The sequence below is a fragment of the Streptomyces sp. NBC_00190 genome (assembly GCF_036203305.1).
Taxonomy (GTDB): Bacteria; Actinomycetota; Actinomycetes; order Streptomycetales; family Streptomycetaceae; genus Streptomyces.
Genome location: NZ_CP108131.1, coordinates 5,750,932 through 5,775,058, shown reverse-complemented (window position 1 = coordinate 5,775,058; position 24,127 = coordinate 5,750,932). Strand labels below are relative to the sequence as shown.

At 71.7% G+C, this 24,127-nt stretch carries 13 protein-coding genes; 5 read left to right on the top strand and 8 right to left on the bottom strand.

Going from position 1 to position 24,127, the window contains the following annotated elements:
* Nucleotides 1–7: 7 nt before the first annotated feature.
* From OG429_RS27855 to OG429_RS27840, 4 genes are all read left to right on the top strand, one after another.
* Complete coding sequence (locus OG429_RS27855; RefSeq protein ID WP_328927980.1) at nt 8–4,597, top strand: ATP-dependent helicase; 4,590 nt, start codon at nt 8–10, stop codon at nt 4,595–4,597.
* A 156-nt stretch (nt 4,598–4,753) separates the two neighbouring features.
* Entirely contained in the window at nt 4,754–5,446 is a 693-nt protein-coding gene (locus tag OG429_RS27850; protein ID WP_328927979.1) for a hypothetical protein, read from the top strand.
* 154 nt (nt 5,447–5,600) lie between these two features.
* Nucleotides 5,601–6,395: an Fpg/Nei family DNA glycosylase gene (locus OG429_RS27845; protein WP_328927978.1), complete on the top strand. Its 795-nt coding sequence runs from the start codon at nt 5,601–5,603 to the stop codon at nt 6,393–6,395.
* A 36-nt stretch (nt 6,396–6,431) separates the two neighbouring features.
* The gene (locus OG429_RS27840) at nt 6,432–7,199 is read left to right on the top strand and encodes an SDR family NAD(P)-dependent oxidoreductase (protein ID WP_328927977.1); all 768 of its coding nucleotides are present in this window, start codon (nt 6,432–6,434) and stop codon (nt 7,197–7,199) included.
* 351 nt (nt 7,200–7,550) lie between these two features.
* On the opposite strand, the gene OG429_RS27830 is transcribed toward OG429_RS27840, so the two are convergent.
* From OG429_RS27830 to OG429_RS27795, 8 genes are all read right to left on the bottom strand, one after another.
* A complete protein-coding gene (locus OG429_RS27830; protein WP_328927975.1) occupies nt 7,551–7,928 on the bottom strand; it encodes a helix-turn-helix domain-containing protein in 378 nt (125 codons plus the stop codon).
* A gap of 109 nt (nt 7,929–8,037) precedes the next feature.
* Nucleotides 8,038–8,526 (bottom strand): CinA family protein, encoded by a 489-nt coding sequence (locus tag OG429_RS27825; RefSeq protein WP_328927974.1) that lies wholly within the window; start codon nt 8,524–8,526, stop codon nt 8,038–8,040.
* Between the two features lie 66 nt (nt 8,527–8,592).
* Nucleotides 8,593–9,249, bottom strand: a complete 657-nt coding sequence (pgsA, locus tag OG429_RS27820; RefSeq protein WP_328927973.1) for a CDP-diacylglycerol--glycerol-3-phosphate 3-phosphatidyltransferase — start codon at nt 9,247–9,249, stop codon at nt 8,593–8,595.
* Nucleotides 9,246–10,739, bottom strand: a complete 1,494-nt coding sequence (gene rimO, locus OG429_RS27815) for a 30S ribosomal protein S12 methylthiotransferase RimO (RefSeq protein WP_328927972.1) — start codon at nt 10,737–10,739, stop codon at nt 9,246–9,248. Before rimO ends, pgsA begins: the two co-directional genes overlap by 4 nt.
* A gap of 126 nt (nt 10,740–10,865) precedes the next feature.
* On the bottom strand, nt 10,866–11,762 hold the full coding sequence (locus OG429_RS27810) for a helix-turn-helix domain-containing protein (protein WP_328927971.1): 897 nt from the start codon (nt 11,760–11,762) through the stop codon (nt 10,866–10,868).
* Nucleotides 11,763–11,982: 220 nt separating this feature from the next.
* Nucleotides 11,983–14,742, bottom strand: coding sequence for an FtsK/SpoIIIE family DNA translocase (locus tag OG429_RS27805; RefSeq protein ID WP_328927970.1), 2,760 nt, complete (start codon nt 14,740–14,742; stop codon nt 11,983–11,985).
* Between the two features lie 127 nt (nt 14,743–14,869).
* Complete coding sequence (locus OG429_RS27800; protein WP_328927969.1) at nt 14,870–15,553, bottom strand: response regulator; 684 nt, start codon at nt 15,551–15,553, stop codon at nt 14,870–14,872.
* 274 nt (nt 15,554–15,827) lie between these two features.
* Entirely contained in the window at nt 15,828–21,368 is a 5,541-nt protein-coding gene (locus tag OG429_RS27795) for a HAMP domain-containing protein (protein ID WP_328927968.1), read from the bottom strand.
* Nucleotides 21,369–21,533: 165 nt separating this feature from the next.
* On the opposite strand from OG429_RS27795, the gene OG429_RS27790 reads away from it, so the two are divergent.
* On the top strand, nt 21,534–24,116 hold the full coding sequence (locus OG429_RS27790) for a SpoIIE family protein phosphatase (protein WP_328927967.1): 2,583 nt from the start codon (nt 21,534–21,536) through the stop codon (nt 24,114–24,116).
* The last annotated feature ends 11 nt before the right edge of the window (nt 24,117–24,127 follow it).

The window sequence follows — 24,127 nt, the reverse complement described above, 5'->3', positions numbered from 1 at the left end:
TGGGGGCATGTCCGGCTCCGCGCTCGCATCGTTCTCCCCCGCGACCCGCTCCTGGTTCACAGGGGCCTTCGTCACGCCCACCTCCGCGCAGGAAGGCGCCTGGCGGGCCATCGGGGAGGGGGCGGACGTGCTGGTCGTGGCGCCCACCGGCTCGGGCAAGACCCTGGCCGCCTTCCTCGCCGCCCTCGACCAGCTGGCCTCGGTCCCGCCGCCGGCCGAGCCGAGGAAGCGCTGCCGCGTGCTGTACGTGTCGCCCCTGAAGGCCCTGGCCGTGGACGTGGAGCGCAATCTCCGCAGCCCGCTGACCGGTATCCGCCAGGAGTCCGTCCGCCTCGGTCTGCCCGAGCCCGAGATCCGGGTCGGGATCCGCTCCGGCGACACCCCGCCGGCCGAGCGGCGGGCGCTGGCCACCCGACCGCCGGACATCCTCATCACCACGCCCGAGTCGCTGTTCCTGATGCTGACCTCGGCCGCCCGGGACGCCCTGACCGGGATCGAGACCGTGATCCTGGACGAGGTGCACGCCGTGGCCGGGACCAAGCGCGGCGCGCACCTGGCCCTGTCCCTGGAGCGGCTGGACGAGCTGCTGCCGCGCCCGGCACGCCGGATCGGGCTGTCGGCGACGGTCCGGCCGGTGGACGAAGTGGCCCGGTACCTCGCGCCGCGCGGCAGGGTGGAGATCGTCCAGCCGCCGTCGACAAAGGAGTTCGACCTGTCGGTGGTCGTCCCGGTGCAGGACATGGGCGAGTTGGGCGGCTCTCCGGCGACCGAGGGCCGGGAGGGCGGGGACAAGCCTTCCATCTGGCCGCATGTGGAGGAGCGGATCGCGGACCTGGTGCAGGCGCACCGCTCCACGATCGTGTTCGCCAACTCCCGCCGCCTCGCCGAGCGGCTCTGCAACCGGCTCAACGAGATCGCGTACGAGCGGGCCGTGGGCGAGAAGCTGCCCGAGGGCTCTCCCCCGGCGGAGGTCATGGCGCAGTCCGGCGCCGCCCGGGGCGCCCCGCCGCTGCTGGCCCGCGCTCACCACGGCTCGGTCTCCAAGGAGCAGCGGGCCCTGGTGGAGGAGGACCTGAAGGCGGGCCGGCTGCCCGCGGTGGTCGCCACCTCCAGCCTGGAGCTGGGCATCGACATGGGCGCCGTGGACCTGGTGGTGCAGGTGGAGTCCCCGCCGTCGGTGGCCTCCGGGCTCCAGCGGGTGGGCCGCGCCGGGCACCAGGTGGGCGCGGTCTCCACCGGTGTGGTCTTCCCCAAGTACCGGGGTGACCTGGTGCAGGCGGCGGTGGTCACCGAGCGGATGCGCACCGGCTCGATCGAGTCCCTCCGGATCCCTTCGAACCCCCTGGACGTCCTGGCACAGCAGCTGGTCGCGATGGTGGCGATGGACACCTGGCAGCTGGACGACCTGCTGGCCCTGGTGCGGCGGGCGGCGCCCTTCGCCGCGCTGCCGGAGTCGGCGTTCACCGCGGTGCTGGACATGCTGGCGGGCCGCTACCCCTCGGACGCGTTCGCCGAGCTCAGACCGCGGGTCGTCTGGGACCGCGTCGCCGGGACGGTCACCGGCCGGCCGGGGGCCCAGCGTCTCGCGGTCACCTCCGGCGGCACCATCCCCGACCGCGGCCTGTTCGGCGTCTTCCTCGCGGGCTCCGACCCCAAGAAGGGCGGCGGCCGCGTCGGCGAGCTCGACGAGGAGATGGTCTACGAGTCGCGCGTCGGGGACGTCTTCACCCTGGGCACCACCTCCTGGCGGATCGAGGACATCACCCGCGACCGCGTCCTGGTCACCCCGGCGCCCGGCGTGCCCGGCCGGCTGCCGTTCTGGAAGGGCGACCAGCTGGGCCGCCCCCTCGAACTGGGCCGCGCGGTCGGCGCGTTCCTGCGCGAGCTGGGCGGCCTCACCGAGGAGGACGCCCGGCTACGGCTGCTGGCCGCCGGCCTGGACGCCTGGGCCGCCGAGAACGTCCTGGCGTACCTCGCCGAGCAGCGCGAGGCCTGCGGCCACGTGCCGGACGACCGGACCATCGTGGTCGAGCGCTTCCGCGACGAGCTCGGCGACTGGCGGGTGGTCGTCCACTCTCCCTTCGGCGCGCAGGTGCACGCCCCGTGGGCGCTGGCGCTGAGCGCCCGCCTCGCGGAGAAGTACGGCATGGACGCGCAGGTGATGCACGCCGACGACGGGATCGTGCTCCGCCTCCCCGACGCCGACCTGCTGTCCATGGACCTCCTGGACCACGACCCGTCACGTCCCGCGGGCTTCGAGTTCGACGACGAGCAGGCCCCGTTGGGCGCGGCCGATGTCGCCTTCGACCACGGTGACATCAACCAGGTCGTCACCGAACAGGTCGGCGGCTCGGCGCTGTTCGCCTCCCGCTTCCGCGAGTGCGCGGCCCGCGCGCTGCTACTGCCCCGGCGCAGTCCGGGCAAGCGCACCCCGCTGTGGCAGCAGCGTCAGCGCGCCTCCCAGCTGCTCCAGGTGGCCTCGGAGTTCGGCTCCTTCCCGATCGTGCTGGAGGCCGTACGCGAGTGCCTCCAGGACGTCTTCGACGTGCCCGGCCTGACCGAGCTGATGGGGGACATCGAGGCACGCCGCGTCCGCCTGGTCGAGGTCACCACCCCCGAACCTTCCCCCTTCGCCCGCTCGTTGCTCTTCGGGTACGTCGCCCAGTTCCTCTACGAGGGCGACTCGCCCCTGGCCGAGCGCAGGGCGGCCGCGCTGTCGCTGGACTCGCGCCTGCTGGCCGAGCTGCTCGGTCAGGCGGAGCTGCGCGAACTGCTCGACGCGCAGGTACTGGAGGAGCTGGAGCGGGAGCTCCAGTGGCTCACCGAGGACCGGCGGGCCAAGGACCCCGAATCGGTGGCCGACCTGCTGCGCCTGCTGGGCCCGTTGACGCAGGACCAGCTGGCCGAGCGCGGGGCCGATCCGGCCTGGGCGCGGGAGCTGGCATCGGCCCGCCGCGCCATCCAGGTCCGGATCGGCGGCACCGACCACTGGGCGGCGATCGAGGACGCCGGCCGGCTGCGGGACGCACTGGGCACGGCGCTGCCGGTCGGCGTCCCGGAGGCGTTCACCGAGCCGGTCAAGGACCCGCTGGGCGATCTGCTGGCCCGGTACGCCCGCACCCACGGGCCGTTCACCACGGCCGCCGTCGCGACCCGCTTCGGCCTCGGCCCGGCGGTCACCGAGGGCGCCCTGCACCGGCTCGCCGCGGCCGGGCGGGTGGTCCAGGGCGAGTTCCACCCGGCGGGCATCGGCCAGGAGTGGTGCGACGCGACGGTGCTGCGCAGGCTCCGGCGCCGTTCGCTGGCCGCGCTGCGCCAGGAACTGGAACCGGTCCCGCCGACCTCGCTGGCCACCTTCCTCCCGCAGTGGCAGCACCTGGGCGGAGCCCTGCGCGGCATCGACGGCCTGGCCCGGGCGGTCGAGCAGCTGCAGGGCGCCCCGGTCCCGGCCTCCGCGCTGGAACGTCTGATCCTCCCGTCCCGGGTGAGCGGCTACTCCCCCGGACTGCTGGACGAGCTGACCACCGCGGGCGAGGTGGTCTGGGCGGGCGCCGGCGCGCTCCCGGGCAAGGACGGCTGGATCTCCCTCTACCTGGCGGACACGGCCCCGCTGCTCCTGCCCCCGCCGCACCCCCTGGAGCTGACCCCTCTCCACCAGGCGGTCCTCGACCGGCTGTCGGGCGGGTACGGCCTGTTCTTCCGCCAGATCGCCGAGGCGGTCCGCGCGGCGTTCCCCGAGGTGTCCGATGTCGCGCTCTCCGAGGCGGTGTGGGACCTCGCCTGGTCGGGCCGGCTCACGAACGACACCCTGAGCCCCCTGCGGGCCCTGCTGGGCTCGGGCCGCACCGCCGGCTCGACGGCCCACCGGGCCCGGCGGACGGTCCCGCGCGGGCGGTACGGCACGCTCAGCGCGACCGTGTCCCGTACCGGCCCGCCCACGGTCTCGGGCCGCTGGTCGCTCCTGCCCTCGCAAGCCCCCGACCCGACCCACCGGGCCCATGCCCTGGCCCGCACCTTGCTGGACCGGCACGGGGTGGTGACCCGGGGCGCGGTCGCGGCGGAAGGGGTGGAAGGCGGCTTCAGCGCGGTCTACCGCGTCCTGTCGGCCTTCGAGGACAGCGGCCAGGCCCGCCGGGGCTATGTGGTCGAGGGGCTCGGCGCGGCCCAGTTCGCGATGGACGGCGCGGTGGACCGCCTGCGGGCCGCCGAGCGGACCCCGCCCCCGCTGGCGGCGGTGGTGCTGGCCGCCGCCGATCCGGCGAACGCGTACGGCGCGGCGCTGCCCTGGCCGGAGCCGCCGGGCGGAGCCACCCACAAGCCCGGCCGCAAGGCGGGCTCCCTGGTGGTCCTGGTCGACGGCGAGCTCACCCTGTATCTGGAGCGCGGCGGCAAGACCCTCCTGGCCTGGCCGGACCCCGGCGACCCGCGCCTCACCGCGGCCGTCGAAGCCCTCGCCACAGCCTCCCGCACGGGCACCCTCCCGGCCCTCACGGTGGAACGGATCAACACTGCCGCGGCCCTGATCTCGCCCCTGGGCGGCGCCCTGGAGGCGGCCGGTTTCCACGCCACCCCGAGAGGTCTGCGCCTGCGCTCCTGATGGCTCCGTACGGTCTCGACTGAGCCACTTATGTCTTGGGCATGTCACGAAACGGCTGCCGCCCCCGACTCAGCTGGCAGTGATCCTTATTCATGCTTTATCAAGATGATCACAGGCATCGCGCTGGACGATGCGTAGTCATGGGGGAGAAGAAAAGTGAGCACCATCAGCATGCGCAAAACCACCCTGGGCGCGGTCGGCCTGGCGGTCGCCGGAACCCTGGCCCTCACCGGCTGCAAGAGCGGCAACGAGGAGCTCCCGGCGCAGCCGTCCGCTCCGGCCTCTTCGGCCCCGTCCGCCCAGCCCTCGCAGCCGGCCCAGCCGAGCACCTCGGGCAGCCCGTCGGCCGGTGGTTACGGTGACGCCCCCGCCGGTGCGGCGGGCACGGCCAAGTCCGGCCAGACCTTCAAGCTCGGCGAGGCCGCGACGGTCCCGTTCAGCTACGGGAGCAACAAGGGCGGCCAGATCGCCATCACCGTCACCGCGATCGAGCAGGGCACCCTCTCGGACCTGGACGCGATGAAGCTCGGCGACAAGGTCAGCGGGAAGGTTCCGTACTACATCCGCTACACGGTCAAGAACACCGGCACGACGGACCTGTCGTTCTCCTCGGTGGGCCACATCAAGGGCCTGCTCGGCGACGGCAGCGAGGCCCAGGGCCTGTCGGTCATCGGCAAGTTCGAGAAGTGCCCGAACGAATCGCTGCCGAAGGGCTTCACCAACGGCCAGACGCAGACCAGCTGCGCGGTGGCCCTGGCCCCGTCGGCCCAGACGAAGGTCTCCGCGGCCGAGTACTGGGGCGAGCCGTACAACTCGCTGAGCAACAACAAGGGCCTCGTCTGGAAGTAGCAGCGGCCACCCCGCCCTGCGCTCCACCTGAAGGCACACCCGGACGAGCCCCCGCGACGGCACCCCGCCGCGGGGGCTCGTCCCGTACGGCCCCCACGGCCCCGCAGCCCCGCAGCCCCGCAGCCCCGCAGCCCCGCAGGGTGACAATGGGGCCATGCCCGAAGGTGACAGCATCCGGCGCGCGGCCACCCGCCTCCACACCGCCCTGGCCGGCCGGGAACTCACACGCTGCGACCTGCGCGTCCCCCGCTTCGCCACCGCCGACCTCACCGGCCGCACCACCCTCGACGTCACCCCTCGCGGCAAACACCTCCTGGCCCGCTTCGAAGGCGGGCTCACCCTCCACAGCCACCTGCGCATGGACGGCGCCTGGCACGTCTTCCCCGCGGGCGCGAAGTGGCACGGCGGCCCCGCCCACGAGATCCGGGCGATCCTCGGCACCGCCGACCACACCGCGGTCGGCTACCGCCTCCCCGTCCTGGAGCTCATCCGCACCGCCGATGAGGACCAGGCGGTGGGCCACCTCGGGCCCGACCTCCTCGGCCCCGACTGGGACGCCGACCGGGCCGCCGCCAACCTCCTCGCCGCCCCCGAGCGCCCCCTCGGCGAGGCCCTGCTCGACCAGCGCAACCTCGCCGGGATCGGCAACATCTACAAGGCCGAGCTCTGCTTCCTGGCCCAGGTCACCCCCTGGACCCCGGTCGGCGCCCTGCCCGAGACCGCCCTCCCCCGCCTCGCCGCCGCGGCCCACCGCCTGCTGTCCGCGAACACCGGCGAGCGGCCGGGCCCCCGCAACACCACCGGCAGCCGCCGCCCCGGCCAGGACCTCTTCGTCTACGGCCGCGCCCACCGGCCCTGCCTGCGCTGCGGCACCCCGATCCGCGAGGCCCCCCAGGACGGCCGCCCCACGTACTGGTGCCCCCGCTGCCAATCCGGCCCGACAGGCTAGTTGACGGACCGTCAGATCTGCTCGTACGGTCCCGGCATGCCCACAGCCTCGTACGACCTCACCGGCCGCACCGCCCTGATAACCGGCGCCGCCAGCGGCATCGGCCGCGCCACCGCCGTCCTCCTCGCCGGGGCGGGCGCGCACGTGCACTGCGCGGACCGCGACGAACAGGGCCTCGCCGAGACGGCAGCCCTCGTCGGCAAGGCGGGCCACGGCGCCGCCACCGTCCACCCGCTCGACGTCACCGACCGGGCGGCCCTGCGGGCCGCCGTCACCGCCGCCGGCCCGCTCGACGTCGCCGCCGCCATCGCCGGGGTCATGCACACCAGCAGCGTCCTGGAGACCTCCGACGAGGACCTCGACCGGATCCTGGACATCAACTTCAAGGGAGTCCTGCGCACATGCCAGGAGGCCGCGCGATCCATGATCGAGGCGGGGCGCCCCGGCTCGATCGTCACGATGGCCTCCGGAGCCGTGGACGCCGCCCAGCCCGGCCTGCTCTGCTACAGCGCGGCCAAGGCAGCCGTCGTCCAGCTGACCAAGACGCTCGCCACCGAGGCCGGCCCGCACGGCATCCGCGTCAACGCCGTCGCCCCCGGGTGGATCCGTACCCCGATGACCGGCCGCCACGCACCCGAGGTCCAGGAACAGACCGAGGCGATGATGATCCGCATGTCCCCGCTGCGCCGGGTCGGCGAACCCGAGGACGTCGCCCGGGCCGTGCTCTACCTGGCCTCGGACGCCTCGTCCTTCATGACGGGCCAGATCCTTCGCCCGAACGGCGGAGTGTCGATGCCCTGGTAGCCCTGGTCGCCCCGGCGGCCTTGCGCACCGGGCACGGGACACAGTGCACCGGCAGCAGCCCCAGCCCCCACCCGCCCACCGCCACCGCGCCCTCCACGGGCCCGGACTCCGCAGGCGCCAGGAGCAGCCGCAGCACGGCCCACCACCACAACACCCCCACCGCCAGCGCCAGGGCCGAAGCCACAGGCGTGCGCAGTAACCGCCGCACGGCTACCTCCCTGGGGCCGGGACCCGGACGGCCCCATCCTCCCGCACCCCTCCCGCCGCCGCACCCAGAACGGCCGGGAGCCCCGGCCGGTGCTTCACGCACCGGCCGGGGCTCCGGCCACACTCACACGCTCACGTGCTCGCTCACGCGGCTACGACATTCACCGCTTCCGCAGGCGCCTTGATGGTCACCCGCTCCGGTCCCGCGACCGAAGTCATGGAAACCGAATTGAGCATCGGGCGGACCGGCACACTGACCGGTTCGCTTGCCGCGGCCGACTGTGCCAGCTCGGCCAGCGACAGTTCATCACTGACTTCGCGCATCAGCTCGGACATCCGTACGTCCAACGCGTCGCAGATCGCGGAGAGCAGCTCGGAGGATGCCTCCTTCTGCCCCCGCTCCACCTCGGAGAGATAGCCGAGCGAAACTCGGGCCGACGAGGAGACTTCGCGCAGAGTACGGCCCTGGCGCTGGCGCTGCCGACGCAGCACGTCACCCAGCAGGCGACGGAGCAGAATCATCGGTGGCTCCCTCCTCTGACCGTGTAGCCGCATCCTTCACGCCCCACCGTACCGCCTCGCGCCGCGGCCGTGCGGGGAGCGATGTCGTGTTCACTCAGGGCTGCAAACATCAAATCCCCCCGTTGTGTTCCGTATCCTGCCCCCGCGCATTCTCACGAAGTTGGCCTGAGAGCAGTTCGAGCACTGTCCGTGCACTCTCCCTACGGATTTCCGCACGGGAGCCGTTCAACCTCAGCCGGGCCGTTTTCCTGCCCCCCGGGCCCTCCACGGCGACGAAAACCGTGCCGACCGGCTGCCCGTCCTGCGGGTCCGGGCCGGCCACTCCCGTCGTCGCAATCCCCCACGAAGCGCCCATCACGCGCCGCACCCCGGCCGCCATCTCCGCCGCGACCTGGGCGTTCACCGCACCTTCGGCGGCCAGCAGCCCGGCGTCCACCCCGAGGACCCGGTGCTTGAGCTCCGTGGCGTACGCCGTGACCGAGCCGCGGAAGGACCGCGAGGCCCCGGGGACCGCGGTGAGCTCCGCGGCCACCATGCCGCCCGTCAGCGATTCGGCGACGGCGAGGGTCTGGCCACTCTCCGTGAGCAACCGCAGCACCTCCGTGGCCGCGGCCGCCGTTCCGGCTCCACCCTCAGCCACAGGAAGATTCCCCCGCCGCGTCTGTCACGTCGCGGCCCGCTCCGCGGCGAGACCCTGGCGACGCAGTACGACCGCCTGCCGGATGTAGTCCAAACCGGTGACGACGGTCAGCACGACGGCGAGCGCCATCACCCAGAAGCGCATGGTCGCCAGCGCGCCGGTCAGCGCGAGCACGTACATGCCCACGGCCGTTCCCTGCGCCAGGGTCTTGAGCTTGCCGCCCCGGCTGGCCGGGATCACTCCGTAGCGGATCACCCAGAAGCGCATGAGCGTGATCCCGAGCTCGCGCCCGAGGATCAGCCCCGTCACCCACCAGGGCAGGTCGCCCAGCCAGGAGAGGCAGATCAGCGCGGATCCCATGATCGCCTTGTCGGCGATGGGGTCGGCGATCTTGCCGAAGTCCGTGACCAGGTTGTACGTCCGGGCCAGGTGCCCGTCGAAGATGTCCGTGATCATGGCGACGGCGAACGCCGCCCAGGCCCAGGCACGCCAGGCCGGGTCGTAGCCGCCCTCGGCCAGCAGCAGGAAGACGAAGCCCGGCACCAGCACGAGCCTGATCATCGTCAGGATGTTGGCGATGTTCCACAGGCTGGCCTGATTGACCGCCGCGGCTCCCAGCTTCGCGCCGGGCGCGGGCCGACGGCCGGTCCCGCCCGCCGCAGATGCCGGGACTCCGGTCATCCGGCCGCCTCCTCAAATTCCGTGCCCAGGGGCTCGGCCACCAGGTCCACACCCAGGGTGCCGACCACCTTCGCCGTGACGATACGCCCGGGGACCAGTCCCGTGCCGTCCGTGAAGACGACCTGGCCGTCGGTCTCGGGGGCCTGGTGGGCGGCGCGCCCGTAGGCGCCCTCGCCGTCCTCCGCCTCGTCCAGGGGGACGACGGTCTCGACGAGTACCTCCAGGGTCTCCCCGATCCGCTCCTCCGCGCGCTGCGAGGTGAGCTCCTCGGCGAGCCGCTGCATGTGCGCGAGCCGCTCGGCGATGGTGTCCTCGTCCAGCTTGTGGTCGTAGGTGACGGCCTCGGTGCCGTCCTCGTCGGAGTAGCCGAAGACGCCGATGGCGTCGAGGCGGGCGTGGGTGAGGAAACGCTCCAGCTCGGCGAAGTCCGACTCCTTCTCGCCGGGGAAACCGACGATGAAGTTGGACCGGACGCCGGCCTGCGGGGCCTTGGAGCGGATGGTGTCCAGCAGTTCCAGGAACCGGTCGGTGTCACCGAAGCGGCGCATGGCGCGCAGCACGTCGGGGGCCGAGTGCTGGAAGGACAGGTCGAAGTACGGCACGACCTTGGGGGTCGAGGTCAGTACGTCGATCAGGCCGGGCCGCATCTCGGCGGGCTGGAGGTAGCTGACGCGGACGCGCTCGATGCCGTCCACCTCGGCCAGCTCCGGCAGCAGGGTCTCCAGCAGCCGGATGTCGCCGAGGTCCTTGCCGTACGAGGTGTTGTTCTCGGAGACCAGCATGATCTCCTTGACGCCCTGCTCGGCCAGCCAGCGGGTCTCGCCCAGCACGTCGCTGGGGCGGCGGGAGATGAAGGAGCCGCGGAAGGACGGGATGGCGCAGAAGGAGCAGCGCCGGTCGCAGCCGGAGGCCAGCTTGACCGAGGCGACGGGGCTCTTGTCCAGGCGGCGGCGCAGGGGCGCGCGCGGGCCCGAGGCGGGCGCGAGCCCGTCCGGCAGGTCGGCGGGGGCCTCGGCGGGCTCCTGCGCGTGGCCGGGAAGTGCCACCTCGGCGTCCTGGCGCTGCGCCGGGCTGATGGGCAGCAGCTTGCGCCGGTCGCGCGGGGTGTGGGAGGCGTGGATGCCGCCGTTCAGGATGGTCTGGAGGCGGTCGGAGATGTCCGCGTAGTCGTCGAAACCGAGGACTCCGTCGGCCTCGGGGAGCGCTTCGGCGAGTTCCTTGCCGTAGCGCTCGGCCATACAGCCGACGGCGACGACGGCCTGGGTCTTGCCGTGATCCTTGAGATCGTTGGCTTCCAGCAGGGCGTCTACGGAGTCCTTCTTGGCGGCTTCGACGAAGCCGCAGGTGTTGACGACGGCTACGTCCGCATCGGCGGCGTCCTCGACGAGCTCCCAGCCATCCGCCGCCAAGCGGCCTGCGAGCTCCTCCGAGTCCACCTCGTTACGGGCGCAGCCAAGAGTGACAAGGGCGACGGTACGGCGTTCGGGCATGGACTCAAGACTACTTCGTCCCGGCGGCGGCCCCCGCCCCAAGTCCCCTTACAACAAGATCCCCGGGGTGCGGTGCGGCACCCCGGGGATCCGGATCAAAGCGTTCCGCCCTAGGGCGGCCTCGGGTCAGCCCGCCTGGGGCTGTCCCCGGAGGGGGTCTTCCTTCGTGTATGTGAGACGTTCCACCTGACCCGACTGGAATTCGTCCTTGATCTCCTTGCCGTTCACGAACAGCTTCACGGCGCCGGCGTCGCCGAGCACGAGGTCGACGGACTCCTTGTCCGTGAAGGTCTTGGACTCACCCTGGGCGAGGGTGCCGTCGAAGAGCAGGCGGCCGCTGTGGTCCTTCGCGGAGATCCAGCTCTCGCCGGTGTCGGCCGTCAGGACGACCGTGACGAGGTCCTTGGGCGCGGCGGCGATGGCACTGTCGGAAGGCTCCGGCTTGGGTGCCTGCGGGGTCTGCGGGGGCTGGGCAGCCGGCTTGCCGCCGGACTGCTTGGGCGCGGGCTTCGGGGAGGCGGAACCTTCCGCCACCGGTCGCTTGGTCTGCTCGTCGCCGCCGCTGAAGGCGGTGAAGCCCACGAAGCCGATCACGGCGACGATGGCGGCGACCATGGCGGCGGTCCAGTTGGGCCGCTGCCTTTCCGGGCGGATCCGCTCGGCGTCGAACATCGGCGCGGCGGGGGTGGGTGCCGGCCGGCCGCCATGAGCCGCGTCGTAGGCCTCGACCAGGGGTTCCGGATCGAGGTGTACGGCGCGGGCGAGCGTACGGATGTGACCGCGGGCGTAGACGTCGCCGCCGCAGCGCGTGAAGTCGTCCTCTTCGATCGCGTGCACGATCGGGATGCGCACGCGGGTGGTGGAACTGACCTCTTCGACGGTGAGCCCGGCGGCGATCCGGGCCTTCTTGAGGGCCGTCCCGATGGACGGTCCTTCGACGGAGCGTTCGACGATGCGGTCCTCGGACCGGTCGTCGGTCGAAGGCCGCTCTTCTTCGGGGGAGTTGGAGTTGCCGATGGACACGAGTGCGCCTTTCGAGCGTGTAGCCACCTGCTGGATGTCCAGTCTAGGGGGGTGACGAAAGGGTGGAGCAACCGGAGGGTGCACTTCCTACGCCATCCGAATGGCGCGGAAGCATCCCCTCCGGTGCGGCGGTCCCGCGCCGTACGTGATGCCGTACGCGGTGTCGCCACCTTCCTTCAACTGGACGCGGGCCCAAGGGAAACGGTTGCCCGCCGTTTCCTTACGGTTGTGTCTCTCCTCGGATGACGGCGAGCACTCCGTCCAGCTCATCGGCCTTCAGCAGGACGTCGCGCGCCTTCGAACCCTCGCTCGGGCCGACGATTCCACGCGATTCCATGAGGTCCATGAGCCGGCCGGCCTTGGCGAAGCCCACCCGCAGCTTGCGCTGGAGCATCGAGGTGGAGCCGAACTGGGTGGAGACCACCAGCTCCGCAGCCTGGCACAGCAGGTCCAGGTCGTCGCCGATGTCCTCGTCGATCTCCTTCTTCTGCTTCTGCCCGACCGTGACGTCGTCCCGGAAGACGGGCGCCATCTGGTCCTTGCAGTGCTGCACGATCCCGGCGATCTCGTCCTCGGTGACGAAGGCGCCCTGCAGGCGGACCGGCTTGTTCGCCCCCATCGGCAGGAACAGCCCGTCACCCTTTCCGATCAGCTTCTCCGCGCCCGGCTGGTCCAGGATGACCCGGCTGTCCGCGAGCGAGGAGGTGGCGAAGGCCAGACGCGAGGGCACGTTCGCCTTGATCAGGCCGGTGACCACGTCCACCGACGGCCGCTGGGTCGCCAGCACCAGGTGGATGCCGGCCGCGCGCGCCAGCTGCGTGATGCGGACGATCGAGTCCTCCACGTCACGCGGGGCCACCATCATGAGGTCGGCGAGCTCGTCGACGATCACCAGCAGGTACGGGTACGGGCTGAGCTCCCGCTCGCTGCCCGGCGGCAGTTTGATCTTGCCGTCCCGGATGGCCTGGTTGAAGTCGTCGATGTGCCGGTAGCCGAAGGCGGCCAGGTCGTCGTAGCGCAGGTCCATCTCGCGCACGACCCACTGGAGCGCCTCGGCGGCCCGCTTGGGGTTGGTGATGATCGGCGTGATCAGGTGCGGGATGCCCTCGTACGCCGTCAGCTCCACCCGCTTGGGGTCCACCAGCACCATCCGCACGTCCTCCGGGGTCGCGCGGACCATGACGGAGGTGATCAGGCAGTTGATGCAGGAGGACTTTCCGGAACCGGTGGCTCCGGCCACCAGCACGTGCGGCATCTTGGCGAGGTTGGCCATGACGTAGCCCCCCTCGACGTCCTTGCCGAGCGCGACCAGCATCGGGTGGTCGTCCTCGGCGGCGTCCGCGAGCCGCAGCACGTCGCCCAGGTTGACCATCTCGCGGTCGGTGTTCGGGATCTCGATGCCGACCGCCGACTTGCCCGGGATCGGGCTGATGATCCGCACGTCCGGCGAGGCCACGGCGTAGGCGATGTTCTTCGCCAGTGCCGTGATCCGCTCGACCTTCACCGCCGGGCCCAGCTCCACCTCGTAGCGGGTGACCGTCGGGCCCCGGGTGAAGCCGGTGACCTTCGCGTCGACCTTGAACTCCGTGAAGACGTTGGTCAGCGAGGCGACCACGGCGTCGTTGGCGGCGCTGCGGGTCTTGCCCGGCCCGCCCCGCTCCAGCAGGTCCAGCGAGGGCAGCGCGTACGTGATGTCCCCGCGCAGCTGGAGCTGCTCGGCGCGCGGCGGCAGCGGCTGGGTCTCCGGCGGGGCCTTGGTCAGGTCGGGCACCGACAGCGTCCCGGAGGCCGCGGCGGTGGTGGCGTGCGGCTTCTCGGCGGCGGGCGCCGCGGACGGTACGGGGCGCTCCTCGCGGGCGGGCGGCACGGGAGCGGTGTTCTCCCGGGGCTCCCGCGGGGCGGAGATGCCCTGGGTGAGGTCGGCGACGAGCGGCGAGGGGGGCAGCCCGCCGTAGACCACGCCGTCCAGCGCGGCGGCGGCGGCCGCGGCCACGTCGACGGCGTCCATCTCCCGGTCCATGGCCGGCCGGGACGGGGCCCGCTTCGGCCGGCGCCGCCGCGCGAGGGCCTCCTCCTCGGCGGAGTCCACCGGATCGGCGGGACCGGCGCCGGCGCCGCCACGAGCCCGCCACTGCTCGGCATCGTGTCGGTCGGCGCCCGCCTCGGCCTCCCCGTAGCCCTCGTCGTACTCGTTCGGGGCGATGATGCCGAGCTTGATGCCGAGCCGCCGCAGCCGCTGCGGGATCGCGTTGACCGGGGTCGCGGTGACCACGAGCAGCCCGAAGACCGTCAGCAGCACCAGCATCGGTACGGCCAGCGGCGCGCCCATGGTGAAGATCAGCGGCTTGGAGGCGCCCCAGCCGATGAGCCCGCCCGCGTTCTGCATCGCGGTGGTGCCCTCGTCCCGGCCGGGCGCCCCGCAGGCGATGTGGACCAGGCCCAGCACCCCGATGACGAGGGCGGACAGCCCGACCCCGATCCGGCCGTTGGCGTCGGTCTGTTCGGGATGGCGGATGAAGCGCACCGCCATGACGCCGAGCAGGATCGGCACGAGCAGATCCAGTCGTCCGAACGCACCGGTGATCAGCATGGTGACCAGATCGCCGACGGGACCGCTCAGGTTCGACCAGGTCCCGGCGGCCACGATCAGCGCGAGGGCGAGCAGCAGCAGCGCGACACCGTCCTTGCGGTGGGCGGGATCGAGGTTCCTCGCACCCTGGCCGATCCCCCTGAAGATCGCGCCGACCGCGTGCGCGCAGCCCAGCCAGACGGCGCGCACCAGCCGCACCACGCCCCCGGTCGGGGACGGCGCGGGCTTGGGCGCGGCCTTCTTGGCGGGGGCGCGCCTGGCGGCGGCCTTCTTCGCGGGAGGCTTGCGCACAGGAGCCGCCTTCTTCGCCGGCGCCGACGTACGGCCGGTGCGGCCCTTCGCGGTGCCCGCGGTGCTCTGGGAACCCTTGCCGGACGTACGTGAAGCCATGGGCCCGAGATTACCGGTGTCCGCGCCGGTGGACGCGCGTGCCCACCCCTTCACCCGTTCGTGTCGCCCGTCCCGTGGCCGCTTTGACGCACCACCAGACCTGACGCACCACCAGACCGCTTGCCGCTCAGCCCTGCAGCGGCAGTACGGGCGCTCCCCCGCCGGTCCCGGGCTCCAGCGCGTCGAGCGCCCGCCGCAGTCCGGTCAGTTTGCGCTCCAGATGGGCCGCGGTCGCCACCACCGCCGCCTCGGCCGAGTCCTCGCCGAGCTGCTTGGTCAGCGCCTCGGCCTGCTCCTCGACCGCCGCGAGCCGCGCGGAGAGCTCGGCCAGCAGACCGGCCGTCTCCCTGCTGCCGTCCACACCGGTCGGACCGCCGCCCTCCAGCTGGAGCCGCAGCAGGGCCGCCTGCTCCCGCAGCTGGCAGTTCTTCGTGTACAGCTCCACGAAGACCGAGACCTTGGCCCGCAGCACCCACGGGTCGAAGGGCTTGGAGATGTAGTCCACCGCGCCCGCCGCGTAGCCGCGGAAGGTGTGGTGCGGACCGTGGTTGATCGCGGTCAGGAAGATGATCGGGATGTCCCGGGTCCGCTCCCGCCGCTTGATGTGCGCGGCGGTCTCGAATCCGTCCATTCCCGGCATCTGCACATCCAGCAGGATGACCGCGAAATCGTCCGTCAGCAGCGCCTTGAGCGCTTCCTCCCCTGACGACGCCCGGACCAGTGTCTGATCGAGCGCGGAGAGGATGGCCTCCAGCGCCAGCAGATTCTCCGGCCGGTCGTCGACCAGGAGGATCTTGGCCTTCTGCACCATGCCCTGTCCTCCTCGCCCCGGCATGGGGCCTCCCCGGCTCCAGACTCCGGCCTGTACGCCGGGCCCCGCCCCAGAGGACGGCATCCTTGCGCCGTCCGTCCTTGTGCCGGTCATCGTAGCCCCAGTCCCGAGATCGCCACACCCTGTCACCAAGATGTCACTGTGCACGAAGCACAAACGTGGTGGAAGAGCCGAAGGTTCCCCGTCTGCCACCCTCCCACACCGCGTCGGGCACGGTCAGCCAGCTGTCGGCGTCGGTTCACTCACCCGGTGATCACTTCCCACGCATCCACTGTTCCATGACCGACAGCAGATAGTCGGGGTCGACCGGCTTGGTGACGTAGTCGGAAGCACCGGAGTCGATCGCCTTCTCCCGGTCCCCCTTCATCGCCTTCGCCGTCAGCGCGATGATCGGCAGCCCCGCGAACTGCGGCATCCGCCGGATCGCCGAGGTCGTCGCGTAGCCGTCCATCTCCGGCATCATGATGTCCATCAGCACGACCGTCACGTCGTCGTGCTGCTCCAGGACCTCGATGCCCTCCCGGCCGTTCTCCGCGTACAGCACGGCCAGCCCGTGCTGCTCCAGCACGCTGGTCAGCGCGAAGACGTTGCGTACGTCGTCGTCCACGATGAGCACCTTCTCGCCGTGGAAGTCGTACGTCCGGGGCGCGGCCGGAAGCTCTGCCTCCGGGTTGCCCCAGGCGTCCTGGGCCCCCACCGCGCCCGGCTGCCCCGGCACCGCCGTACGGGGCTCCAGGTCGCTCAGCGACTTGCGCCGCCGCCGGAACAGCGCGGCGCCGCCCTGACCCTGCCCGGCCTGCTCGGAGCCCGGCAGGGCCGCCCGCTCCGCGCGCACGGGCTGAGCGGGCGCCGGAGCCGTCGGTACGGGCGCCACCGGAGCCGCCGGCAGCGCGGGCCTCGCGTCCTGGGCCGGCCTGCGGTACAGCTCCGCGCGGCCACCGCCGGGCGTGGGCGGCGCGTACCCCTGCGGGGGCAGCTCGCTCGGGTGCAGCGGCAGGTACAGCGTGAAGGTGGACCCGCGGCCCGGCTCGCTGGCCGCGTGGATCTCCCCGCCCAGCAGCCGGGCGATCTCCCGGCTGATGGACAGGCCCAGGCCCGTGCCCCCGTACTTGCGGCTGGTCGTCCCGTCGGCCTGCTTGAACGCCTCGAAGATCACCAGCATCTTGCTCGCCGCGATCCCGATCCCCGTGTCGGTCACCGAGAAGGCGATCAGGTCCGCGTCGGCCTCCCGCAGCGAACCGGCCTCCAGCAGCTGCTCGCGGATCGCCGCCGGCACATCGGCCCCGGCCGGCCGGATCACCAGCTCCACCGCCCCGCTGTCGGTGAACTTCACCGCGTTCGACAGCAGGTTGCGCAGCACCTGCAGGAGGCGCTGCTCGTCCGTGTGCAAGGTGGCCGGCAGCTCCGGGGAGACGCGCACCGAGAAGTCGAGCCCCTTCTCCGCGGTCAGCGGCCGGAAGGTCGCCTCCACGTAGTCCACGAGCTGGACCAGCGCGATCCGGGTCGGCGAGACGTCCATCTTCCCGGCCTCGACCTTCGACAGGTCCAGGATGTCGTTGATCAGCTGGAGCAGGTCCGAACCCGCCCCGTGAATGGTCTCCGCGAACTCCACCTGCTTCGGCGAGAGGTTCTCGTCCGCGTTGTCGGCGAGCAGCTTGGCCAGGATCAGCAGCGAGTTGAGCGGGGTCCTCAGCTCGTGCGACATGTTCGCCAGGAACTCGGACTTGTAGCGCATCGAGACCGCGAGCTGCTCGGCACGCTCCTCCAGGACCTGCCGGGCCTCCTCGATCTCGGTGTTCTTCACCTCGATGTCCCGGTTCTGCTGCGCCAGCAGCTCGGCCTTCTCCTCCAGCTCCGCGTTGGCGGCCTGCAGGGCCTTCTGCCGGTTCTCCAGCTCGTCGGAACGCTCGCGCAGCTGCTCGGTCATCTCCTGCGACTGCTTCAGCAGCATCTCCGTCTTGGAGTTGACGCTGATGGTGTTGACGCTCGTACCGATCATCTCGGCGATCTGGCTGAGGAAGTCCTTCTGGATCTGCGTGAAGGGCGTGAACGACGCCAGCTCGATGACGCCGAGCACCTTCCCCTCGAAGAGCACCGGCAGCACGATCACGTGCGCGGGCGGCGCCTCACCGAGCCCGGAGGAGATCTTCAGGTAGCCGGGCGGGGTGTTCTCGACGAGGATCGTCCGCTTCTCCTCGGCGACGGTCCCGATCAGCCCCTCCCCGGGCCGGAAGGAGGTGGGCACCTGGCCTCCCGCATACGCGTAACTCCCGCGCATCCGCAGCTCGTACGAGCCGTCCGCGCCGCCCTCCGTCCCGATCTCGTTGGTGCCGCCGGCCGGCAGGGCCAGGAAGAACGCGCCGTGCTGCGCCGAGACCACCGGAGTGAGCTCGCTCATGATCAGCGAGGCCACGTCGTCGAGCTCCCGGCGGCCCTGCATCAGCGCGGAGATCCGGGCCAGGTTGCCCTTGAGCCAGTCCTGCTCCTTGTTGGCCAAGGTGGTGTCGCGCAGGTTGACGATCATCGTGTTGATGTTGTCCTGGAGGACCTGGATCTCGCCCGCCGCGTCCACGTCGACCTTCAGGCTCAGGTCGCCGCGGGTCACCGCGGTGGCCACGGCCGCGATCGCGCGCACCTGCCGGGTGAGGTTCCCGGCCATCTCGTTCACGGACTCCGTCAGGTCCCGCCAGGTGCCGTCCACGTCCCGGACGCGGGCCTGGCCGCCCAGGATGCCCTCCGTGCCCACCTCGCGCGCCACCCGCGTCACCTGGTCGGCGAAGGAGGACAGCTGGTCGACCATCGTGTTGATGGTGGTCTTCAGCTCCAGGATCTCGCCCCGGGCATCGATGTCGATCTTCTTGGTCATGTCGCCCTTGGCGATGGCGGTCGTGACCATGGCGATCTGCCGCACCTGGCCTGTGAGGTTCGAGGCCATGAAGTTCACCGAGTCGGTGAGGTCCTTCCACGTCCCCGAGACACCCGGCACGTGCGCCTGGCCGCCGAGCCGGCCCTCCGTACCCACCTCGCGGGCCACGCGCGTGACCTCGTCGGCGAACGACGACAGGGTCTTCACCATCGTGTTGACGGTGTCGGCGAGCTGCGCGACCTCGCCGCGCGCCTCGACGGTGACCTTCTTCGTCAGGTCACCGTTGGCGACCGCCGCCGAGACCTGGGAGATGTTGCGCACCTGCGACGTCAGGTTGTTGGCCATCAGGTTGACGTTGTCGGTCAGGTCCTTCCAGATGCCCGTCACCCCGCGCACCCGGGCCTGACCGCCCAGAATGCCCTCGGAGCCCACCTCACGGGCCACTCGCGTCACCTGCTCCGCGAACGACGACAGCTGGTCCACCATCGTGTTCACGGTCGTGACGAGTTCGAGGATCTCGCCCTTCGCGTCGACGGTGATCTTCTTGGAGAGGTCGCCCATCGCGACCGCGGTGGTCACCTCGGCGATGTTGCGCACCTGCGACGTCAGGTTGTTCGCCATGAAGTTGACGGACTGGGTGAGGTCCTTCCAGGTGCCGGAGACACCCTTCACCTCAGCCTGACCGCCCAGGATGCCCTCGGTACCCACCTCACGGGCGACCCGCGTCACCTGCTCCGCGAAGTTCGAGAGCTGGTCGACCATCGTGTTGAGGGTGTTCTTCAACTCCAGGATCTCGCCCCGCGCGTCCACGTCGATCTTCTGCGACAGGTCACCGCGCGCCACCGCCGTGGCGACCTGCGCGATGTTGCGCACCTGCGAAGTCAGGTTCCCGGCCATGCCGTTCACGGAATCCGTCAGATCCCGCCACACACCCGCCACGCCCGGCACCTGCGCCTGACCACCGAGCCGGCCTTCCGTACCCACGTCCCGGGCGACCCGCGTCACCTGCTCCGCGAACGCCGAGAGCTGGTCGACCATCGTGTTGATGGTGTTCTTCAGCTCCAGGATCTCGCCCCGCGCGTCCACGTCGATCTTCTGCGACAGGTCACCACGGGCCACCGCCGTGGTCACCTGGGCGATCTGGCGCACCTGGGACGTCAGGTTCCCGGCCATGAAGTTGACGGAGTCGGTGAGCTCCTTCCAGGTGCCGGACACCCCCTCCACCCGGGCCTGGCCGCCGAGCCGGCCCTCCGTACCCACGTCCCGGGCCATCCGCGTGACCTGGTCGGCGAAGGACGACAGCTGGTCCACCATCGTGTTCACGGTGTTCTTCAGCTGGAGCATCTCGCCCGAGACGTCGACGGTGACCTTCTGCGACAGGTCGCCGTTGGCCACCGCCGTCGTCACCTGCGCGATGTTGCGGACCTGGCCGGTGAGGTTGCGGAAGGCGGTGTTCACCGAATCGGTGAGGTCCTTCCACGTCCCCGCGGCGCCCGGCACCTGCGCCTGACCGCCCAGTTCACCCTCGACGCCGACCTCACGGGCCACACGCGTCACTTCCGCACCGAAGGACTGGAGCTGGTCCACCATCGTGTTGACGGTGTTCTTCAGCTCCAGCATCTCGCCGGCCACGTCGACGGTGACCTTCTGCGACAGGTCGCCGTTGGCCACCGCCGTCGTCACCTGCGCGATGTCCCGCACCTGCGTGGTGAGGTTGCGGAAGACCGTGTTCACCGAATCGGTGAGGTCCTTCCACGTCCCCGCGGCGCCCGGCACCTGCGCCTGACCGCCGAGCAGACCCTTCGCCCCGACCTCGCTGGCCACACGCGTGACCTCGTCCGCGAAGGTCCGCAGCGTCTCGGTCATCTGATTGATCGTTTCGGCCAGCTGCGCCACCTCGCCGCGCGCGCTCACCCGTACCTTCTGCGACAGATCGCCGTTCGCGACCGCCGTCGTCACCTGCGCGATCCCACGCACCTGGGCCGTCAGGTTGCCGGCCATGGTGTTGACGGAGTCGGTCAGGTCCTTCCACACACCCGCGACCCCGGGCACCTTCGCCTGGCCGCCCAGCTCGCCCTCCGTACCCACCTCGCGGGCGACCCGGGTCACCTCGGAGGAGAACGAGGACAGCTGGTCCACCATGGTGTTCACGGTGTTCTTCAGCTGGAGCATCTCGCCGGCCACGTGCACCGTGACCTTGCGCGACAGGTCGCCCTTCGCCACCGCCGTCGTGACGAGGGCAATATCACGCACCTGAGCGGTGAGCCGGTACGCCATCGTGTTGACGGAGTCGGTCAGATCCTTCCAGGATCCGGACATTCCGCGCACCTGGGCCTGGCCGCCGAGCTTGCCCTCGGTACCCACCTCCAGTGCCACGCGCGTCACCTCGTCGGTAAACGCGGACAGCTGGTCGACCAGGTTGTTGACCGTACGGCCGACCTTCAGGAACTCGCCGCGCAGCGGCTGCCCGGTCCCCTCCGCGGTCTGCGTCCGCAGGTCCATCCGCTGGTCCAGATCGCCCTCGGCCACCGCCGACAGCACCCGGCCCACCTCGGACACCGGCCGGGCGAGATCATCCACCAGCTGGTTCGAGGCGTCGATGGCGGCCGCCCAGGAGCCCTCACAGGCACCTGTTTCAAGCCGTTCGCTCAGCTTGCCCTCGCGGCCCACCATCCGCCGTACGCGGGACAGCTCCCCGGTCAGGTGCAGATTGCGGTCGGCGACCTCGTTGTAGACGGCGGCGATCTCCGCCATCACGCCCTCGCCGGACACCGTCAGCCGCTTGCGGAAGTTCCCGTCCCGCATCGACACCAGGGCCGTGAGCAGCCGGTTCAGAGCGGCGGTATCGACCTCCGTCGTGCCGCCTCGCCGGGACCGCCCGCCCTTCGGCCGCGTTCCCGTACGCCGCACCGCTGCGCCAGACTCCACCGTGTCCCTCCCGAAAGGGTCGACCGCTGTTCCACCGGGTGTTGACTGTCCTGCCCGGCTCTTCAAGCCTGCCCAGTGTTTCACCCTGGCCGAACCAGGCCATAACACTTCGGCACCATCGCACACCGGCCGTACCCTGCGGGTGGATTCCCAGACGACGGCACCATGCCGACCGCGAAGGTAAGTAACCTGGCACCCGTTGTCCAACCGCGTCGAAGGAGAATCGTGATCACGGCACGGGCGGCTGCCAGCTTCGACCCCCTCGGGCGCTCGGTCGCCGCTGCCCGCACGTTCGTCCGCGACACCCTGCAGGGATGGGGCTTCGCGGACATCGTCGACGACGCGGTGGTACTCACCAGCGAGCTCGTCACCAATGCCGTGGTCCACGCCGGAACCCGGGCCGAGGTCCTGTGCCTGCGCACCGACGACGGCGTGCGGGTCGAGGTCGCCGACCGGTACCCGGAGCGCGAGCTGCCCCTCCAGCACCCCGGCGAGCGCCCGTACGCCGACCCCGACCGCGAGAGCGGCCGCGGCCTGATGCTCTGCGCCGCCCTCGCCACCCGCTGGGGCGTCGAGTACACCGCCACCCACAAACACGTGTGGTTCCGCCTCGACCTCCCGGACCGGCCGGTCGGTACCCGGTCCGCGGGGCCCGTCGTCCCCGACCAGCTGCTCCCCCTCGCCGACAACCGGGTCCGCGTCGCCGTCCTCCAGGTCGACTCCGCCGACGCCGTCTCCGCCTGGAACGAGGACGCCGAGCACATCTTCGGCTACCCCGCCGAGAAGGCCGTCGGCCGCCCGCTCGCCGAGCTCGCCGCCTGGCCCCAGACCCCCGGCACCGGCACCGGCATCGCCGAGGCCCTGCGCCTGTCCCGCTGGGAGGGCAGCTACGGGATCCGCGGCGCCGACGGCCGGGTGATCCCCGTTTACGCCTCACACCTGCGGGTACGCGATGCCCATGGCGAGCCCTCGATCGTCTGCCTGCTCGTCCACGACGACGAGCGCGCCCTGCTCCAGACCCCGGTACGGGTCCCGGCCGACGGCGGCCAGCTCACCGAGCCCCGCCCGACGGACCCCTTTGAGGTCTTCATCGGCTCCCCCGCCCCCGACGACCTCGACGGCCTCCTCCAGCGCACGGTCGAACGGGCCCGCGACCTGCTCGACGCCGACGCCGCCTTCCTGCTGCTGGCCACCGACGACGAGACCGAGCTGGAGGTCCGCGCGACCACCGGCCTGCCCTCCACCCGTCAGCGCTTCGCCCGCGTCCCCGTCGAGGCCGGCACCAACCGGTACGGCTCCGCCCGCATGCCCGCCGTCCACGACGACCTCACCGCCGTCCCCGGAGCCGTCCCGCTCCTGGAGTCCACCGGCATGCGCTCCGTGGTCACCGTCCCCCTCAAGGTCGAAGGCCGGCTCACCGGTTCCCTCGGCGTCGCCGCCGAGGTCCCCGGCCGCTACTCCAACGAACAGGCCCTGCGCCTCCAGTTCGCCGCCGACCGCATCGCCCTCGCCGTCGAGTCCGCCCGCCTCGGCGAGCTGGAACGCCTGCGCCGCGGCTCCCTCTCCTTCCTCGTCGAGGCCTCCGACCTGCTGGCCGGCACCCTGGACCGGGACCAGACCCTGGCCCTCATGGCCCAGATGACCGTCCCCACCCTCGCCACCTGGTGCGCCGTCTACACCATCGCCGACCAGTCCTCTGACCCGTACCTCTCCTACGTCCTCCACGAGGACGAGGAGCGCATCGACGGCCTCAAGGACCTGCTCTCCCGGGTCAGCCCGCCCGAACCGGTCCGCGAGGCCGGCGCCCGCCCGTGGCCGGAAACGGCTCTCGCGGTCGGCGGCGAGACGGTGGTCCTTCCCCTCCTCGCCCGCAACCGCGTGATCGGCATGCTCACCCTCGGCAAACCCAGCGAGGAGCACTTCCGCCAGGAGATCCTCGAACTCGCCGAGGACCTCTCCCGCCGGGCCGCCCTCGCACTCGACAACGCCCGCCTCTACTCCGAGCGCACGGCCATCAGCCGCTCCCTCCAGCGCAGCCTGCTCCCGCCCGGCTCCCCCGCGATCCCCGGCATGGAGGTCGAGGTCATCTACCGCGCGGCCGGCGAGGGCAACGAGGTGGGCGGCGACTTCTACGACGTCTTCCCGATCCGCGACGGCGCGTACGGCTTCGCCATCGGCGACGTCTGCGGTACGGGCCCCGAGGCGGCCGCCGTCACCGGCCTGGCCCGCCACGCGCTGCGCCTCCTGGCCCGCGAGGGCCTCGGCGGCCCGGCGGTCCTGGAGCGGCTCAACGCGGCCATCCTCGACGAGGGCGCCCGCAGCCGCTTCCTCACCCTCCTCTACGGAGAACTCCACCCCCAGCCCGACGGAGGCGCCCTCATGAAGGTCGTCTGCGCCGGCCACCCGCTCCCGCTGCGCCTGCGCCCGAACGGCGACGTCAGCGCGGCCGCGGAGCCGCAGCCCCTGCTGGGCGTGATCGACGACCTGGACCTCTACGAGCAGACGCTCACCCTGGACCCGGGCGACGTGCTGCTCTGCGTCACGGACGGCGTGACCGAGCGCCGCGAGGGCACCCGCATGCTCGGCGACGACGGCCTCGCGGAGGTCCTCACCACGTGCACGGGCCTCACTGCGGGCGCGGTCGCCTCCCGCGTCCTGCGCGCGGTGGAACGGTTCGCGGCGGAACCGGCCTCGGACGACATGGCGATCCTCGCCTTCCGCGTCCCGCACCAGCGCGAAGGCGACTAGTCTCTGGCCCC